17 protein-coding genes are annotated in these 17,542 nt (G+C 63.3%); 2 read left to right on the plus strand and 15 right to left on the minus strand.

Translation table 11 applies throughout. The annotated features are described in order from the left end of the window. Positions 1-439 precede the first annotated feature (439 nt). Complete coding sequence (locus tag ACQCSZ_RS00335) at positions 440-1,543, plus strand: histidinol-phosphate transaminase (RefSeq protein WP_427006184.1); 1,104 nt, start codon at positions 440-442, stop codon at positions 1,541-1,543. A 743-nt stretch (positions 1,544-2,286) separates the two neighbouring features. On the opposite strand, the gene ACQCSZ_RS00340 is transcribed toward ACQCSZ_RS00335, so the two are convergent. The 9 genes from ACQCSZ_RS00340 to ACQCSZ_RS00380 all read right to left on the minus strand — a co-directional run bounded on the left by ACQCSZ_RS00340 (position 2,287) and on the right by ACQCSZ_RS00380 (position 10,040). Then, positions 2,287-3,096: an IclR family transcriptional regulator gene (locus ACQCSZ_RS00340; RefSeq protein ID WP_427006185.1), complete on the minus strand. Its 810-nt coding sequence runs from the start codon at positions 3,094-3,096 to the stop codon at positions 2,287-2,289. A 193-nt stretch (positions 3,097-3,289) separates the two neighbouring features. Then, complete coding sequence (locus ACQCSZ_RS00345) at positions 3,290-3,523, minus strand: hypothetical protein (RefSeq protein WP_427006186.1); 234 nt, start codon at positions 3,521-3,523, stop codon at positions 3,290-3,292. Between the two features lie 173 nt (positions 3,524-3,696). Continuing rightward, positions 3,697-4,659: a PDR/VanB family oxidoreductase gene (locus tag ACQCSZ_RS00350; protein WP_427006187.1), complete on the minus strand. Its 963-nt coding sequence runs from the start codon at positions 4,657-4,659 to the stop codon at positions 3,697-3,699. 117 nt (positions 4,660-4,776) lie between these two features. Next, complete coding sequence (locus ACQCSZ_RS00355) at positions 4,777-5,547, minus strand: amino acid ABC transporter ATP-binding protein (RefSeq protein WP_427008451.1); 771 nt, start codon at positions 5,545-5,547, stop codon at positions 4,777-4,779. 17 nt (positions 5,548-5,564) lie between these two features. After that, complete coding sequence (locus tag ACQCSZ_RS00360) at positions 5,565-6,506, minus strand: amino acid ABC transporter permease (protein ID WP_427006188.1); 942 nt, start codon at positions 6,504-6,506, stop codon at positions 5,565-5,567. A 25-nt stretch (positions 6,507-6,531) separates the two neighbouring features. Beyond that, positions 6,532-7,260, minus strand: a complete 729-nt coding sequence (locus tag ACQCSZ_RS00365) for an ABC transporter substrate-binding protein (protein ID WP_427006189.1) — start codon at positions 7,258-7,260, stop codon at positions 6,532-6,534. 181 nt (positions 7,261-7,441) lie between these two features. Continuing rightward, on the minus strand, positions 7,442-8,536 hold the full coding sequence (locus ACQCSZ_RS00370) for a succinylglutamate desuccinylase/aspartoacylase family protein (RefSeq protein ID WP_427006190.1): 1,095 nt from the start codon (positions 8,534-8,536) through the stop codon (positions 7,442-7,444). After that, positions 8,533-8,982, minus strand: coding sequence for a hypothetical protein (locus ACQCSZ_RS00375; RefSeq protein WP_427006191.1), 450 nt, complete (start codon positions 8,980-8,982; stop codon positions 8,533-8,535). Before ACQCSZ_RS00375 ends, ACQCSZ_RS00370 begins: the two co-directional genes overlap by 4 nt. Before the next feature lie 8 nt (positions 8,983-8,990). Further along, positions 8,991-10,040, minus strand: coding sequence for a Rieske 2Fe-2S domain-containing protein (locus ACQCSZ_RS00380; protein WP_427006192.1), 1,050 nt, complete (start codon positions 10,038-10,040; stop codon positions 8,991-8,993). Between the two features lie 162 nt (positions 10,041-10,202). Between ACQCSZ_RS00380 and ACQCSZ_RS00385 the strand changes: the two genes are divergently transcribed. Beyond that, positions 10,203-10,862, plus strand: a complete 660-nt coding sequence (locus ACQCSZ_RS00385; protein WP_427006193.1) for a GntR family transcriptional regulator — start codon at positions 10,203-10,205, stop codon at positions 10,860-10,862. Positions 10,863-11,159: 297 nt separating this feature from the next. On the opposite strand, the gene ACQCSZ_RS00390 is transcribed toward ACQCSZ_RS00385, so the two are convergent. From ACQCSZ_RS00390 to ACQCSZ_RS00415, 6 genes are all read right to left on the minus strand, one after another. After that, positions 11,160-11,315: a hypothetical protein gene (locus ACQCSZ_RS00390; protein ID WP_427006194.1), complete on the minus strand. Its 156-nt coding sequence runs from the start codon at positions 11,313-11,315 to the stop codon at positions 11,160-11,162. A gap of 245 nt (positions 11,316-11,560) precedes the next feature. Next, on the minus strand, positions 11,561-12,358 hold the full coding sequence (locus ACQCSZ_RS00395; protein WP_427006195.1) for an amino acid ABC transporter ATP-binding protein: 798 nt from the start codon (positions 12,356-12,358) through the stop codon (positions 11,561-11,563). After that, a complete protein-coding gene (locus tag ACQCSZ_RS00400) occupies positions 12,355-13,293 on the minus strand; it encodes an amino acid ABC transporter permease (RefSeq protein WP_427006196.1) in 939 nt (312 codons plus the stop codon). The genes ACQCSZ_RS00395 and ACQCSZ_RS00400 overlap by 4 nt, the downstream gene beginning before the upstream one ends. A 396-nt stretch (positions 13,294-13,689) precedes the next feature. Beyond that, the gene (locus ACQCSZ_RS00405; RefSeq protein ID WP_427006197.1) at positions 13,690-15,084 is read right to left on the minus strand and encodes an IS1380 family transposase; all 1,395 of its coding nucleotides are present in this window, start codon (positions 15,082-15,084) and stop codon (positions 13,690-13,692) included. Positions 15,085-15,187: 103 nt separating this feature from the next. Further along, positions 15,188-15,754: an ABC transporter substrate-binding protein gene (locus tag ACQCSZ_RS00410; RefSeq protein WP_427006198.1), complete on the minus strand. Its 567-nt coding sequence runs from the start codon at positions 15,752-15,754 to the stop codon at positions 15,188-15,190. A 227-nt stretch (positions 15,755-15,981) separates the two neighbouring features. Beyond that, entirely contained in the window at positions 15,982-17,424 is a 1,443-nt protein-coding gene (locus ACQCSZ_RS00415; protein WP_427006199.1) for an IS1380 family transposase, read from the minus strand. Positions 17,425-17,542: the final 118 nt, after the last annotated feature.

Here is a 17,542-nt window from a genome sequence, read left to right on the forward strand (position 1 = left end):
GGGAACAAGGCCTGGCCGTACCGCCGAGCGGCGCCGGGACCCGGTTGAAGGCGGCAAAATGCCCCTGACAGGGCGGGGACTGTCGACCGTGTCAACTGATCCGACCGGTGACCGACGCTGTCGGACGGAATTTACGATTCTGGTGGATTCAGGAGTCCGGCATGGAGCTGACATCGCGACGGCGGTAGCGCTGGCGCCGATGCCGCCCTAATCGGCCGGCCTATATCTGGGCCCTCACCGCCGCCGGTGGGTCCGGCGCTGACCATCCGGCGGGTCTGTTGGTCAACCAGTTCCACCGCACAATGCAATTGCTCGGGATGGTCAGCGTGGCCGAAGCCATCCGAACACGGCCCCTCAGTGTTGGCCAGCGGGCGCCATAGCCCGGCAGTTTCACCACGATGATGCGAAAGGCAACACCATGACGGCAGGCCCCGGGAGAATGGATGATTCGCCGACGCACGCGAGGCCGGCACCTCGGGCCGAAATCGAAGCGTTGCCGCGGTACTCCCGTGCGTCGGGCCTGGATAAGGTGACGTGGGTGGCGTCGTCGAACGAATCGCCGGTGGCGCCCTCGCCAGCTGTCCAGAATGCCATGGCTGCCGCTGCGGCAAGCTTGAACCGTTACCCGAGCCTCTTCGGCGACCAGCTGGTGGCCGCGATCGCGGAGCGGCTGAAGGTCCCGCCGGACCAAGTGATGGTAGGGGCCGGTTCGCTGTCGCTGCTGCAGCACATGTTGGTGGCTTACGCCGGATCCGGAACAGAGGTGGTGCATGCATGGCGCAGCTACGAGGCCTATCCGATCCTGGTGGGCGTGGCCGGGTCTGCCGGTCTCCGCGTGGGCCTCGACGCGGAGCTCCGCCACCAGCTGGATGCCATGGTCGGCGCGATCACGGACCGCACCAAAGTCGTGATCATCTGCAACCCGAACAACCCCACCGGCACGATGATCCGGCACGATGATCTGATGCGATTCCTTGGCCAGGTACCCGGCAACGTCCTGGTCGTGCTGGACGAGGCGTACCGCGAATATACGGCGCAGGAACATGACGAAGTGGCTCTGCTTGCCACGTTCCCGAACGTAGTGGTCCTGCGCACCTTTTCCAAGGCCTATGGACTCGCCGGTGCACGTGTCGGTTACCTGCTTGCCGCGCCGGAGATCATCGGCAATTTAAGGGCTTCAGCGCCACCCTTCGGACTCAGCAGCGTGGCGGAAGCCGGGGCGGTTGCCGCGTGGGGCGAGCAGGACTTGATGAAAGCGAATGTCGCTGCGGTGGTCGCAGAGCGCGCTTTCCTGGCCGCCGGTCTGGGCAGCCGTGGCTTCCGCGTGCCGGAGAGCGGCGGGAACTTCGTGTGGATCGAGGCGGAGCAGGCCAAGGGCCTGGAAAAGGAATGCATACGCCACGGTGTTTCGGTGCGGGCCTTCGACGGCGAGGGCGTGCGGGTGAGTATCGGCAGCCGCGGCGCGTCCCTGGCGGTGCTGGCGGCTGTTGACACATTCCTTAAGGACCGCCAGATCCGTCGAAACGATAGCAGTATCATCTGAGACGCTGTAGTTCGGCGCGACCTCAAGCAGGGGAGCCCCACGTGCACCAGAGGGCCGCCGGGGCGCACCGGGTTGGCGACGGATGACCGCGGCGATGCCGCTGACCGCAGCGCGGGAAACTTGGGCCGGCCGGTTCAGATCGTCCGGGAAGCGGACCAGCCTACGGGATTGGCCCGGTCAACCAGAGACTCAAACGAACCTCCCGCGGTTGCGGTGACGGCGTAGCCGTCAACTAGATCTATCCAGACCGTTTCGGACCTCTCCCGGTCCGGCCGCGATTGAGTTGGTCTGGAGTCGGACGTCCGCGCCGCCCACCGGCCCGGACGGCCCGGTCCGTGCCCGCGCCAACACCGCCCCGTGCACGGTCCCCCCGCCGCCCAGTTCGGTGGACAGGGTCAGGATCCCGGAGTCACCGCCCACCGCGCTGAGAGGCGTAACAACGAGCGTGTAGGCATGGCCATGCGCCGGGCTGCAGCGACCGCGCTCACAGGCCCGGGGCCGGACCGCGGTACAGGAACATACTTGGAACGTAGGTGGAATTGGTGCCACCGGAGTGGAGGTCAAGGATGACGTCGGGCCGACGCACGGTGTCCGTCGAGCGTCCTCTGGCCGTGGCTATTGGCCCCTTTGCTCCAGGGGACAAATCGATGAGGTTGCGGGTTCGATCGGGAGTCCTTTTGTGTCAGGCGACTGTCTGAAAAAACGGTTCGCGCAGGGTTGGGTGTCGTGTTAGGGCGAGATACTTAAAGGGGTGCCGGGCGCCCGTGGATCCGGACGGAGAGTTCGTCCGCGACCTTCTGCACTGTCCTGGCCAGGGCAGGCCACCGGTCCGCTGGCAGCTTGTGCTCGAGGAAGGTCACGGCGACCGCCGCGGTCGGCCAGCCCAGGTGGTCGGTGACGGCGGCTGCAATCGACCCGAAGCCGGGTGTTACCTCGCCGTATTCCGTGGCGTAGCCGCGCTGGCGGACACGGTCCAGGTGTGACGACAGTGCGGAGTACTTCAGGATCGGGGATTCGGTCGTGTGCCTGGCGCTGAAAGCGGCGGCGTTCGGGTACAGCGCCCGCACCTGTGCCTTCGGTGCCGCGGCGAGGATAGCACGACCGCTTGCGGTCAGATGGCTTGGCAGGCGGACGCCGACGTCAGTCACGAGAGAAGGGCGGTTCTTCGCCCGCTCCTCCACGATGTAGAGTACGTCGCGGCCATGCAGCACCGCGAGGTGGGCGCTTTCACCGATCGTGTCTACGAGTGCTGCCAATAAGGGACGGCCCACCCTGGATAACGGTTCCTGACGGGAATACGCGGAGCTGACTTCGAAAGCGCGGATGCCTAGACCGTACCGCTGTTCCTCCGGCAAGTGCAGCACGAAACCGTTCGCTTCCATCACGCCGAGCAGATCGTAAACGCTTGACCGGGGGACCCCCAGAACTTGAGCGATGCTCCCGGCGGGCATCGGGCCTCTTCTTGACGCCAGCAGCTTGAGGATCCTCAGGGTGTTCTCGGCTGCCGGAACTTTTGAGGCCGGCCTCTTCACTTCCGCACTCGTAGCTGACATGTGTTTCCTAATCTTCAATACCGAATCGAGCAACGAATACCGGGACCCCGGCGGCCCGGGCCGGGGATCGATCGGGCCTTAGCTCCCGAGGAGACTTTGACTGCGAAAATCTGGTGGGAAGTCCTCATCCTCGACCCGAACGGCTCACCGCAAGCGGATTAATCACCCCCGCTCGTCCCAGCCGCCCAGTCACCTATGGCACAAGGTCCACCCGGACCATGACATATCCTTCCGCCTTCGAATAGAGCTTTCTCTCCAAAACACGCGCTTTTTCCAGCCAAAGCATTGCAGCGTCTCGTGCAACGACCTCGACGCGGCCCGTTCTGACTGTCTCGCCCTGATGCTTGACCAGCACCGTTTGGCCCGCGAGCCCGCTCCAATCGGAGACCTGCCTGGAAGTGGTGTCCACGGTCTTCTTCTCTCTCATGTTCTTGGCCGGCGTGCACGCAGGCCTGCTGTGTGTTTCGTGCCACGGAGCAAGGCGGTGGCCTAAAGATGTTTCATCGACTACGGATGGCGGCAGTCAGGCCACCGAACATCCGTTAGCCGGGTGATGGCCCCCGCCGCGCATGGCCAGCCGTGATGCGTTGAGCCGTGGGATCAGATACCAAGGGTGAGTCGACTTCGTCCGCGGGAGACGCAGATCATCATCGTGTCCATGGACGCTTTTTCGGAATCTGACAGCAGACTGTCGCGGTGATCGATGTCTCCGGCGAGGACCGGGGTCTCACAGGTGCCGCAGATGCCTTCACGACACGAACTGACGACGGGAACGCCGGCGTTTTCCAAGGCTTCCAGGGCGCTGCAATCGCTGGCTACCGTCACTTCGGTTCCGTCGGCGAGCTCGAGGATGAAGGGGCTGTCCCCTTCCCTATCGGCGGCGGCGCCAGCGGTCTCCGCCGGGTCTGCCGCGAATCTTTCGAAATGCGACCGCGACGGGTCCTCCCATGCAGCGGTCAGTAGACCTATCGCCGCCAGAAGGGGGCCGGGTCCGCATGCGTACAGGTGGAAAGTCCCATCGGACTGGCTGAGAAGATCCGCCAGACAGAAGCGTCCGCTCTCGTCGGAGGCATGGAGGTGGACACGGTTTCCGTGGACGCTGAGTTCTTCCAGGAATGCCATACTCTTCCGGCTCCGTCCCAGATACAGGAGCCGCCAAGGGCGTCCGGCCTCTGTCGCTTGGCGCAGCATCGGAAGAATGGGTGTGATACCGATGCCGCCGGCGATGAAGAGGTATTCGGGGGCCGGCGCGAGGGCGAAGTTGTTGCGTGGTTCCCGGACCTGGACCTTCGTCCCGGGCTGTAATTCGTCATGGATGAAGGCGGAGCCGCCGCGCCCAGCACGCTCCCTCAGTACGGCTACGCGCCATCGGGGCGAGCCCGGTGTGGAACACAGAGAGTACTGGCGAAGCGTCCCTGTCGGAAGCAACAGGTCGATGTGCGCCCCAGGCTCCCAGCTGGGCAGCGCCCGGCCCGGGGGGTGACTCAAGGCCAGTGACAGCACGCCATCGGCTTCCCGAACGATCGTGTCGACGGTGACGTCGAAGAATTCTGTTGTATTCATGGTTCTTGCTTCCTTCACACCGGCTAGGGTTTTCCGTGGCCGCGGGCGGACTTGTTCAGTGGTGTGGAACCGCCCCCGGGCTATCGCCGGACCACCCGGGGGCGGGATCTAGGGGCTTTACAGGACGGAGGCGAGGAAGCTCCGGGTCCTCTCGTGCTGCGGATTGGTGATGATATCCCGTGCGGGTCCCTGTTCAACGATTTGCCCGTCGGCCATGAAAACGACCCTGTCGGCGACGTCGCGGGCGAAGTTCATTTCGTGGGTGACGACCACCATGGTCATCCCCGACTGGGCGAGGTCCTTCATCACTTTCAAGACTTCTCCCACCAGCTCCGGGTCGAGGGCGGAGGTCGGCTCGTCGAAAAGCATGAGTTTTGGCCTCATGCACAGAGCGCGGGCGATGGCGACTCTCTGTTGCTGGCCGCCGGAAAGTTGGCGCGGATAGGCCTCTGCCTTCTCCGCCAAGCCCACCATGGTCAGAAGTTCCCGGGCCCGTTCGGTGACGATCTTGCGGTTCTCCTTGAGAACCAGCCGCGGCGCCTCCACCAGGTTCTCCAGTACGGTCATGTGTGGGAACAGGTTGAAGTGCTGGAAGACCATGCCGATGTCGGTCCGGTTCCGGCAGATTTCCTTGTCCTTCTGTTCGTGCAGCCGGGTGCCCTTGATGTCGTAGCCGATTACTTTTCCGTCGACCCACATCCGGCCACCGTCAATGCCTTCCAGATGGTTGATGCAGCGCAGGAGTGTGCTCTTACCTGATCCGGATGGGCCGATGAGACAGACCACTTCGCCGGCTTGGACCTCAAGATCCAGGCCCTTGAGGACCTGAAGTTTGCCATAGTTCTTCTCGATTCCGTCTGCCCGCACCATGGGCCGGCCCGGCAGCATTGGGGATGTCAGGGCCGTCACAGTTTTCCGCCTTTCCGGCTCAGCCGGTCATGGGTGTTGAAGTAGAACCGCACCTTCTGTAATGGGGTCAGTGGAAGGTTCCGCTGCCCGCCCTTAGCGAACCTTCGTTCGAGGTAGTACTGGCCGACGCTCAGAACGGACGTCACCACGATGTACCAAAGGCTCGCCACGATCAGCAGCGGGATGGTCTCGAACGTGCGGGCGGAGATGATCTGGGCGGAGTAGAGCACTTCCGGCACGGAGATGACGCTGACGAGCGCCGTGGTTTTGAGCATGCCGATCGTTTCGTTTCCCGTGGGCGGAATGATCACCCTCATGGCCTGCGGCAGGACAATGCGGCGCATTGTGTGCAGCCGGTTGATGCCCAGCGCCCCGGCGGCCTCGACCTGGCCGTGGTCAACGGAGAGGATCCCTGCGCGCACGATTTCCGACATGTAGGCTCCCTGGTTCAAGCCAAGTCCGAGCACAGCCGCGAGGAGGGGTGTGATGATCTGGTTAGCATCCAGGTCCACGCCGGGGATTCCGAAGCTGATGGACGGGTACAGGGCGGCAAGGTTGTACCAGAAAAGCAGCTGCACCAGTACGGGGGTTCCGCGGAAGAAGTTCACGTAGCCGAACGCGGCCGTCCGGATGACAGGATTAAGCGAAAGCCTCATGATCGCTAGGACAACCCCTAAGACAATACCGATGGCCATGCAGATCACCGTCAGTATCAGGGTCAGGCCGATACCGTTGACGATGGAAACATCACGCAGATACATCCCGACCGTCGTCCAACCAAACCTCGGATTGGTCAACACCGACTGCAGCAAGACCGTAAACAGTGCAATGATCACCAGGGCGGACCCCCACTGCCCCGGATGTCTTGCCTTCACGATCGTGTAGTGGTCCCGGACCCTCTCCGGTGTTTCGAGGGCCCTTGTTATTTGAGTATTCATGCAAATCTCCCGCGTCTGTGGTCCGCTACTTGGTGACGACGTCGTCAACACTGAGGGCGGCGCTGGATGGAATGGACCATTTCTTGTTGATGTCCGTGTATGTCGGGCTGCCCACAATCGCCTTCATGGCAGCTTCGATGGCCGGCCTCAGATCTGAATTCTTCGGCAGGGCGATTCCCGTCCGTTCGGGGTGGTAATCCTTTCCCTCGGCCAGCTCGAATTTGTTGCCCGCCAGCTTGCCCTGGTAGGAGAGTGAGATGCTGTCGGCGAGAACGCCGTCCACCCGTCCGGCGGTCAGCGCCAGGTTTGCGTCGGTCTGGGCGGGGAAGATCTGGGCGTCGATGGCAGAGCTCCCGGCATCGGTGCATTCCTTGGACAGCGTCGGCAGCGCGTCCAAAGATTGGCTTGAACCCTTTTGCGCCGCAATCTTCTTGCCGCACAGCGTCTCGGCGTTGACCGAGAGCTTTGCAGGGTTGCCGGGGAGCACGGCGAGGCCGGAACCGCCGTTGAGGTAGGCAACAAAGTCCACCGCTTTCTGCCGCTCTTCGGTGATGGAGAACGAGGACATGCCCAGGTCATATTTGTGAGAGGCCAACCCTGGCAGGATGGTGTCAAACGTCGCAGCCACGTGCTGGGCCTTCAGACCCAGGGCCTGCGCCAGCGCGTCTCCCATGTCGACGTCCCACCCGATCATGGTCTTATTGTCTACATCGAAGTATTCGAAGGGTGCATACGTGGGGTCGGATCCGATCACCAGAGTGCCTTTGTCCCTAACCGCATCGGGCAAGAGCGCCCGGGCCTGGTCATTTACGCCGAGGGAAGTCGTTGCCGCAGCGGGCTGTTCCTTTCCCGTGGTGTCTACTGAAGCTGTTGTGCAGCCGGCGGCTGCCAGTACTGTCGCTCCCGCAGTCAGAAGGAGTATCACTTTTTGGGCTTTACGCATTGTGTTGCCTTTCATGATCATCGTTGAACATGGGTTGATAAGGACTGCAGTCCTGAAGATCCCCGAGCAGAGGTGCCACATGCACCAGATGGCAGCCCGGGCGTACCAGAGTGGGACGGCGGATGATCGCGGCAACGCCGTCGACGGCGGCCGCGAATTCCCGTGGTGGCCGGTCCAGCTCGTCCAGGAAGTGCACTTTACCCACCGGTTCCCCGGCCCGGACGAATTGGCCCAGGTCGACCAGTGGTTCAAACAGGCCGCCGACAGTGGTGGTGACTGCGGAGCCGTCCACAAGTTCGATCCAGACCGTCTCCGGCCCACCCGAGATTCGTTCTGCGGAACCGGATGCTTCAACCAACACACCGGTGCTGGCCAGGAGCGCTGCCAGCCCGGTCCGTGCCCGAGTGAGCACGGACCGGTCCACGGTGCCACCGCCGCCCAGCTCCGTGGACAGCGTCAGGATCCCGGCGTCGTCGCCAGCGGTGCTCAGGGATCCGGCCTCGAGTCGGGGCGGAACAACCAAGGTGTAGGGCAACGCCATGTTCCGTGCCGCTGCCACCTTGCGGGCCCAGAGTGCCGGCGTCGGGCCGCGGTAAAGGAACATGCAGGGAACATATGTGGAGTTGCTCCCCCCGGAGTGAAGGTCAACGACAACGTCCGCACGCGGCAGGAGGCCACGTCCGATCAAGTGGGCAACCTGACCGGTGGGGGATCCGTCTGATTCGCCTGGATAGCTGCGGTTCAGGTTCCCGTTGTCAATGGGAGAGACACGGGTTCCTGCCGACACGGCGGCAGGGTTGGCGGACGGGACGAGGATCAACGTTCCCCGGACGCGGTCGGGGGTGAGGGTCCGCGCCAGTTCGTGGAGCAGTATCTGTCCCTCGTATTCGTCCCCATGGGTTCCCGCTACGAGCAGTACTGTTGGTCCGGTGCCGGAGCTGATCACCGCAATCGGGACCGGGATGACGGATCCGTCATAGACGTTGTCGGAGTGCTGTACCCTGCCGTAGCCCAGCTGATGCCCATTGCAGGAAAAGTCGATGCCGGTCAGCGGCAGCTCCGCTTCCGCGGCAGCCACTAGTGTCACGGCACCCACCGGAGAGCGTGCGTAAGGCGGGGGGCCAAGGATACGACTTCGACGCAGGAGTCGCCCTCTGGAAGCGAAAGCCGCAGGTCTTCATCCTCCTCCCCCTCGACGACGAAAATATCGCCCGGGCGCAGCCAGCGTTCCCAGGGACCGCTGGCTGCTGCGACTAATGCCTCGCCCCGAAGCGATGCGATCACTAATTGAGTGCCCGCGGCCCGGTGCAGGGGGCCCGTGTAGCCGTCGGCGTACTGGCGGGTCTGCACCCAGATGTGGTCAGGCTCGGAGCTGATGTCCAGGCCCAACTGGCCGGTGGAATCATTCCGGGAGATTGTCCAGCGCCAAGGATCCCCGCGCTCGGGGGAGTCGGGACAGGCGGCCAAGGTCCGTGACCCGGAGCCGTCCGGTGACTCCGAGCCGAGGGCATTTGCCCTAACAAGCATCCACATGCCGCCCCCTAAGCCGTCACGGGAGCAGCGAGCTTGGGCGCGGCCGGAGCCGCTGCCCTCTCCTCGGATTTCAGCAGAGCAGCCATGATGCGCCGGGCCTTCGCCACGCCGCCGTCCTGGGCGATCAGGACATCGAACTCCCCACGGGGGCGGGTCTGCATGCCGATTTCCTGCGCCTCAAGCGCCGCTGCGTCCTCCTCCAAGACAGTGGCCAGGCCGACGCGGAGATCTTCCGTGGCGCCGGCGTCGGCGACCGCAAAATTGCGGCTGAACGCGTAGTAGTACCAGGAGTTGTGCTCATCGATGGGAGTGATGCCGTTGAGGACCTTGATCAGGTACCCCTCCTCCCGGGGGCGGGCCTCGCCGGTGATCCCCGAATGCAGCACGTGGAGGTTCGGCACGAAAAACTCCGTGCAGTGGAACCGGTCAAAGAGCCCGCGGGCGTTCATGGTTTCCGCGTAGAGGGGCGGGGCCGCCACCGAAGGCATGAGCCGGTCCACGCTGACTACGTTGCTGTCCACTTCGACGGTGATGCCGTGCTCGTAGATGTAGTCGTCCCCGACCGTCGTCTTATGCAGGAACGACTCGTGGGTCAGGTCGAGCAGGTTGTCGTGGATCAGGTCGGCGCGGCACTTGAAATGGACGGAATGGGTGACGGTCGCCCACTCCGGATCCACCATCCAATGCGTGTCCGGCACCTCTGTGGAAGAAGCCAGCTCGGGATCGCCGGTCCAGACCCAGATCCAGCCGTCCTTCTCTACAACCGGGTACTTCCGGACCCGGGCCCGCTCCGGAATCGTGGTCTGGGCCGGCACCCTGGTGCAGACGCCATCGGGCCCGTAGGCGAAGCCGTGATAGCCGCACTCGACAGAGTCACCGACTGTACGGCCTTCGGACAGCGGAAAGGCGCGGTGGGCGCACCTGTCCGCCAGTGCCACGGTCTCGTTGTCCTGCGTGCGGAACAGCACGATCGCCTGTTCGCAAATCATCCGGCGTACAGGTTTGCGGGTCACCTCGGTGGACCACGCTGCAACATACCAAGTGTTCAAAACGTACATTTCAAGCCTCCTTGCTCGATTCGTATACACTGTATACGGCGCTTGACTGACGGTCAACGATTTTTTCGGAACTCATTCCCAAGCCGGCCCTTTCCCTCCCGGGGCGCGGCAATATGGTGCGTAATAGACTGTTGAATCCGCCCATGACAACGGAGACCGCCAATGATTTCAATGCCCCACACCGCCAAGACGGGGGACCGCCGCCCATTGGCAGTGCGCGTCTATGAGCAGATCAGCTCCGACATCATCGATGGCAAAATCGCCCCGGGATCGGCCCTCGTCCAAGAGCAGGTGGCGGCGCAGTACGGCGTATCGCGCACCCCGGTCCGCGATGCGCTGACGCAGCTCACGCTGGAGGGCCTGGCCACTCTAGTGCCGGGGCAGGGATACATCGTCAATGACCTCACAGCCCGGGATGTGAAAGATGTCTACGAGGTCCGGTACACGTTGGAGGCACTGGCCGCGCGGCAGGCCTGCGGCAGACATACTGCGACACAGCTGATCCGGCTTCGGTCCATGATCGATGAATTTGAGACTCTTGATCCTTATGACGCGGCCGGGCTGTTTGAAACGGGACGACAGTTCCATGCTGCCCTCATCGAACCGTGCCCGAACCAGTACCTGCGGACGACCCTCGCGGCGATGTGGGATCACCCAATCCAGCGACGGATCACGATGACCTACCGCCAGGGCCCGGAGCACCAGCAGAACATGGCCCGGGACCACCGGCGTATCCTCGAGGCGCTGAAGATCCACGACGCGGACACGGTGACGGAGGTGCTTCGTTTCTGCCACGACCCCAACGATGCCCGAACAGGGTAGCTGCCCTGGCTGAACCCGGTACTCGGGCTCGAGGCGTCGTTCACGCTACAAGGGCGATTCCACTGGCGTCCCGAGGATGACCGGGTCGCATTTACGGTTCGAGCCGACCCTGTGGGAATCGCTGAGGCCGCTGACCTCATTCGCTGGCCCCGGCGTGGTTCTAATCCTCATATTCGTCGGGCATGTTGCGGCGATAAACAGTGAGGTGATCGTTTTTATCGGGCATCCTATGATGGAAGTTGAAAGACGCGGAAACAAGGACTTTCGGTCCCTACACAGCACGCCTACAGAATGGCGTTAATTGAGCTCAATTTCCACGAACACGAACTCCGTGTCCGCATCGCTGAAGACGTTGTGCTCGTTGCCGGCGAGGCGCGTGTAGGAAACTCCGGCTGTCAGTGAATCGAGGGTCGTTCCGTCCCGGGTTTCCAAGCCCAGCTCGCCGATGGTCATGGGAACCACGACATAGTCGGTCGAGTGGACGTGTCAGCCGGTTTCCGTCCCCGGCGCAATGCGCCATTTGGTGAAACGAACGTTCATTGTCGATTTGGATGGTGGCCGTTGCCGCTGGCCGTGTCAGGGGTTCTGCTGTTTTCTGAGGAATCGAAGCGAGTCGGAAAATCGTGCTTTTCTGACATTCTTGCAACCCTAATAGCAGGAAACCACCCGTGCCGAAGGAACACTCGCATAGGTGTGGGTCAGAGCACCGAGGCCAGGAAGGCGCGGGTGCGTTCGTGCTGCGGATTGCCGATGACCTGGGCGGCCGGCCCCTGCTCCACGACGTGGCCGTCGTCCATGAACACCACCCGGTCCGCGACGTCTCGGGCGAAGTTCATTTCGTGGGTCACCACGACCATGGTCATGCCGGTGGCCGCCAGGTCCTTCATGACCTTGAGTACCTCGCCGACCAGCTCGGGGTCCAGTGCGGAGGTCGGCTCGTCAAAGAGCATGACCTTCGGGCGCATGCACAGAGCCCGGGCAATGGCCACGCGCTGCTGCTGGCCGCCGGAGAGCTGGCGCGGGTAGGCCTTGGCCTTGTCGGCCAGTCCCACCGAGTCCAGCAGGGCCAGCGCCCGCGCCGTGGATTGCGCGCGCTTCTCCTTCAGCACCAGGCGCGGGGCCTCGACCAGGTTTTCCAGCACGCTCATGTGCGGGAAGAGGTTGAAGTGCTGGAACACCATGCCGATTTCGACGCGGCTGCGGCAGATTCGTGCGTGTGACTGCTCATGCAGCCTGGTGCCCTTGAGGTCGTAGCCCATCACCGCGCCGTCGACCCACATGCGCCCCGCGTCAATGGTTTCCAGGTGGTTGATGCAGCGCAGCAGCGTCGACTTGCCCGACCCGGAGGGGCCGATCAGGCACACCACCTCCCCGCGGGCCACCTGCAGGTCGATCCTCTTGAGGACCTCCAGCCGCCCGTAGCTCTTGCGGATCGAATCCGCCTTGATCATCGGTTCCAGTGCCGTGCCGGTGGTTTCCAGCGTGGTGGCAGTCATGGTTTGGTTCCCTTCCGGGTGAGCGGATCGTGGACCCGCGCGAAGCGTTTGAGTTGTTGCCATGGGGTCGGCGGCAGGCTGCGCTGGCCGCCCTTGGCGTAGTGGCGCTCGAGGTAAAACTGCGCGATGCTCAGGATGGAGGTGACCACGATGTACCAGATGCTGGCCACCATCAGCAGCGGGATCGTCTCGAAGTTGCGGGCGTAAATGACCTGCGCGGAATACAGCAGCTCGGGCACCGAGATGACCGAGACCAGGGCCGTGGTCTTGAGCATGCCGATGGTCTCGTTGCCCGTGGGCGGGATGATCACGCGCATCGCCTGCGGCAGGATGATCCGCCGCATGGTCTGGAGCCGGTTGATCCCCAGCGCCCCGGCCGCCTCGGACTGGCCGTGCTCCACCGAGAGGATGCCGGCCCGGACAATCTCGGACATGTAGGCCGCCTGGTTCAGCCCTAGCCCCAGGATGGCCGCCAGCAGCGGGGTGATGATTTCGTTCGCGTCCAGGTCCACCCCCGGGATCCCGAAGCTGATGGACGGGTAGAGCGCGGCCAGGTTGTACCAAAACAACAGCTGGACCAGCACCGGGGTGCCGCGGAAGAAACTCACGTAGGCAAAGGACGCCGTGCGCACCACCGGGTTCGCCGAGATCCGCATGACGGCCAGCACCACGCCCAGCACAATGCCGATCAGCATGCAGATGGCGGTGAGTTCCAGGGTGATGCCGATGCCGCGCACGATGGACACGTCGCGGATGTACATTCCGACGGTCTCCCACCCAAAATTCGGGTTGGAGACCACTGAGCGCAGCAACAGCAGCCCCAGGAACATGATGGCGGCAGCCGACAGCCAGCGCCCCGGGTGCCGGGCCTTGACGATGCTGAAATCATCCGTCGTTGCCGTGGTCTTTGTTGAGTCTTCCCTTAGTTGAGTCATTGTCATGATTCGCTCTGAGGGACTATTTTGTTGCAGTCATTGATGCCGGATCCAGGACGGAACTTTCTGGCATATCCCACTTTGCATTCACTTGTGCATATGTGTCGCTGGCCAGCACCTTCTTGAACGCAGCCGTGATGGCGGGGGTCAATGGTGAGTTTTTGGGCAAGGCAATGCCAATAGGCCGCTTTCGAAGTGCCTCGCCTTTAGCCTCGATCTTTCATGAGGCGTGGTTTCCAGTGGGTCTGGGCTTACCGGCTGCCTGACGGTTCCTATGGTGGCATTTGGGTGTGACATTTGGACCGCTGGCCTGATGGCGGTTGTCGGTGACAGGTTCCACACCGGTCAGTGATGCTGGTGCTTTCTGGATGAGCGGCGGACGGTTGGCGGTCCAGGTTATGGCGGGCTCAGTACTGCGAGGCGTTTCATTCCTTTGAGCAGCAGCGTCACGTCCGGTGCTGTCGCGGCCAGGTGCAAGGTGGTTTGGCGGGCGTGGCTGGCGATTTTGCCGCCGATTTCGAACAGCCTGGCGCGGAGTTTCTTAGGCTCCCAGCGTCTGGCCTTTGTGCCGGTGAAGGCAATCATTTGGGTCCAGGCCATGATCTCAGCGGCGAGCATGACCACGTGGCACCAGAGTTCATTGCCGGTAAAGGCGTGGAAGGGCAGGTTGGCCAGGCCGGTGTCTTTGGCGTTGCGGATCCTGTCCTCGCAGCGTGCCCGGAGCCGGTGGCGGACCTCCAACGTGGCCAGATGGCCCTTTTCCTGGTTCGTCGCGATGGCCGTGTACCGGTGCCCGTCGATGTCGGTGATCCGCAGCTGGGCGCCGACGTGCGGGATTTCCTTGCGGACGATGACCCGCATCCCGGCAGGCCATGAGGACAGGTCCAGCATGCCGGTGATGTCGGCGACCCAGGCGCCGTCACGCTCAACCCCGTCGCTGTCGTACGCCTTGGTCCACCCGTCTTTGGCGACCAGGGGCAGGACAGCGGCCACCGCACCGTGGATCGGGAACCCCACGGAGTAGGAGAAGTTGCGACCCTTGGCAGTCAGCCAGTCCAGGAACCCGTGCGTGCCGCCGGCGGAATCGGTGCGGATCATAATCTTCCTCCCCGACCGGTACCCTTTCGGGAGTTGTTTGACAGAGTCCTTCACGACCTGGATGTGATCACTGACCGTGTTGGAGCCGGCATTGCCGGGCCGCAGCAGGGTCACCAGCGGCTCACCGGTGCCCAGAATCCCGTGGTCAAGGAAGGAACACAGCGGGTGGAATCCGAAGCCCTTCTTCCACGTTGGACGGGCGTCTTCCTTCTCTGAATGGGAATTCAGGAGGGACGCGTCGAGGTCGATGACCAGCGGATTCCCGGCGCTCACCGCGTGCAGGGGTGAATCCTTCCCGGCTTGCGCCCACACATGGGCCCGAGCCTTGGCGCGGGCGCCGTTGATGGCCGCCAGCGCCCTGGCAGGCTTTACTGTTGCCAGGATCTTGAACAGCCGGCTGATCGTCGGATCCGAGGCCACGAGCCCGTACACCTCGGGCTGGTTGCGAAGCCGGTCAATGTCAGACACACTGTCGCCGCCCGTGGCCAACGACAGGGCGAGGTCGGTGAGGATTTTGCCCGGGTCGTGCGTGGCAAAGGGCTTGCGCCACGGCTCCAAAGCCTCCGACAAACCAGCGCCAAGACCAGCCCCCTTCACCATCGACGTCAGGATCACCCCGCCAGCCTGCGACACCACCCCGTCCCCGGAAGAATCAACACGGACAGACGGGTAAAAGCCGGTAAAGTAACTCACCTGCAGGGTGCTCCTGATGTGTCATGAAAAATGTTGTGTGGTAACTACATTTTCCCACGTCAGGGCACCTTTCAGGCTTTAAACACGCGTTCCAGCCACTCCCTCATGAAAGACCGAGGTTAGCCAACTCGAACTTGTTGTCTGCCAGCTTGCCTTGGTACGACAAGGATGGGGCTCCGGCAAGAACTCCGTCAACGCGCCCGGAAAGCAGTGCCAAGTTGGCATCACTCTGGGCCGGAAACTGCTTTACATCGATGGCCGGCTTGCCGGCTTCAACGCATTCCTTGGACAGCTCGGGCAGGATCTCCAGTGCCTGGCTGGTTCCCTTCTGCGCGCCAATGGGGAAACCGCAAAGGCTAGCCGCATTGGTGGACAAGCCCTTCGGGTTTCCTGCAACGACGGCGAGTCCGGTTCCTGAGGAGAGGTATTGGACCATGTCCATGGTTTCTTGCCGTTCAGTCGTCATGGAAAAAGCTGACATTCCCAGGTCGTACTTGCCCGAATTCAGGCCGGGCAGGATGGTGTCGAATGTTGCAGCCACGTGCTTTGTTTCAAGCCCCAGAGTCTGAGCGATGGCATCAGCCATGTCGATATCCCAGCCCACGATTTTCTGGTTTCCTTCATATTGCTCGAACGGCGGGTAGGTGGGATCCGAGGCGATCGTCAGCACGCCAGCCTTCCGGATGCTTTCGGGTAGAAGGGCCCGGATCTGCTCGTTAGCCCGGATTTTTCATCGGATGGCGGTCGGGGCGCCGGGCCTGGTTTTTGCCGTCCCGGCGGGCTGAATCGGATTTCGGGCGTGGCTGAAGGCCCGGGGGCGCCGGGCGGTGCGCGGGTTTCCACTGATCCCGTTGGTGTTCTTCTTTCCTGCTCGTGATTGTCCGGGGGGCTGTGGTGTCAGGTCCGCAGCAGGGGTGCGGGGCGGTTCGCGGCCGCGGCGATCCGGCTGATGGCTTCGAGCAGGGCGGCGATGAGGGGTTGCTCCGGCGCGGCGGCGGGCAGCAGCAGGTGGTTCCGGCGGGCGCGGGTGATGATCTTCCCGGCGGTGGCGAAGAGCCGGTAGCGCCAGCGTTTGATGTCCCAGCCCCGTGCCTTGTGGCCGTCGGGCAGGGCGGTGAGCTGGAGCCAGGAGACCAGGTTCGCGGCCAGGACCGCGAGGTTGGCCCAGGCCTGGTTGGCGGCGAAATCGAAGAACGGGAGCTTTCCGAGCCCGGTGTTCTTTAGGGTTTTGATGCGGTTCTCGGCCCGGCCGCGGGCCCGGTGCCGGGCATCCAGAAAAGGTCCGTGCCAGCGCGGGGCATTCGTCAGGAACGCTGTCACACGGTGACCGTCGATGTCGAGCAGGGTCGGTGTCGCGCCGGGGTGCAGCGGTTCGGCGCGCAGGAAGATCTTCGTCCCGGGCGGGTAGTCCTGGAGCGGGATCACCTGGGTGGCGTTGATGACCCAGGCGTTGTCGCGTTCGACCCCGTCCTGGTCCAGGGCCGGCTGCCAGTATTTCTTGTCGTTGATCCAGTCGATCATGTGGGCCTTGCCGACCGGAACCGGGTACGAGGCGGAGAACTGCACGCCGCGCGAATGCAGGTACCAGAGGAACTTCCGGGACGCGCCGGCGCTGTCGGTGCGGACCAGGATCTTCTCCCCGTCCAGTTCCTCGTCCTCACCGTAGAGGGCGTCGGGCAGGACGGCGATGGCGGCCTCGAAGATGCGGATGTGGTCCTCGGCGTTGTTCGCGGTTGCCCCGCCGTGGCGCAGCAGCACCGCGAGTTCCTCCCCGGTGCCGCTGCCGGCACCATAATCAATGCTGGCGGTGAACGGGGCGAATCCAAACCCGCCCTTGTAGTTTCCGGTGGCTTGTTCCTTTTCCGAGTGCGAGGTCACCAGTGTGGCGTCGAGGTCGATGAGCAGCGGGTCCGCGGCCGTCGCCTTCACCGCGGGGCTGCGGTCCCCTGCGGCTTCCCAGGCCCGGGTCCGCAGTTCCTTGGCCAGGGTCGAAAAGCCGTAATCGAAGACGTCCGGGTTCTTCACGGTGCGTTCGAAGAACCGCGAGACTGTCGCGTTCGAGGGCACCTGGCCGAACACGCCGGGCTGGGAGCGCAGGATGTCCAGGTCGGAGGCATGCTCGCCGCCGGCGGCGAGCATCACCGCCAGCGACCCGAGCAGCCTCCCGGGCCGGTGCGAGGCCATCGCGGGCACGAACTGCCCGAGCCGGTCCTCGCACAGATCCCGGAACCCGAGGGCGTCGATGAATGACGTCAGGATCCGTCCTCCGGCATGGGAGACCAGAGACTGGCCGGTGAAAGTGACCGGGACGGACGGGAAAACCTTGGTAGGCTGGTGCATCGAAAAGGTGCTCCTTCAAGACACGGAAATAACGGCGTAGACACCCCTATTTTCCCTTGTCAGAGCACCTTTTCGTCTCTTAAACACACCCCTCAGCCCAACATTGATGAAAACCCCG

It is taken from the genome of Pseudarthrobacter sp. H2 (assembly GCF_050157045.1).
Taxonomy (GTDB): Bacteria; Actinomycetota; Actinomycetes; order Actinomycetales; family Micrococcaceae; genus Arthrobacter.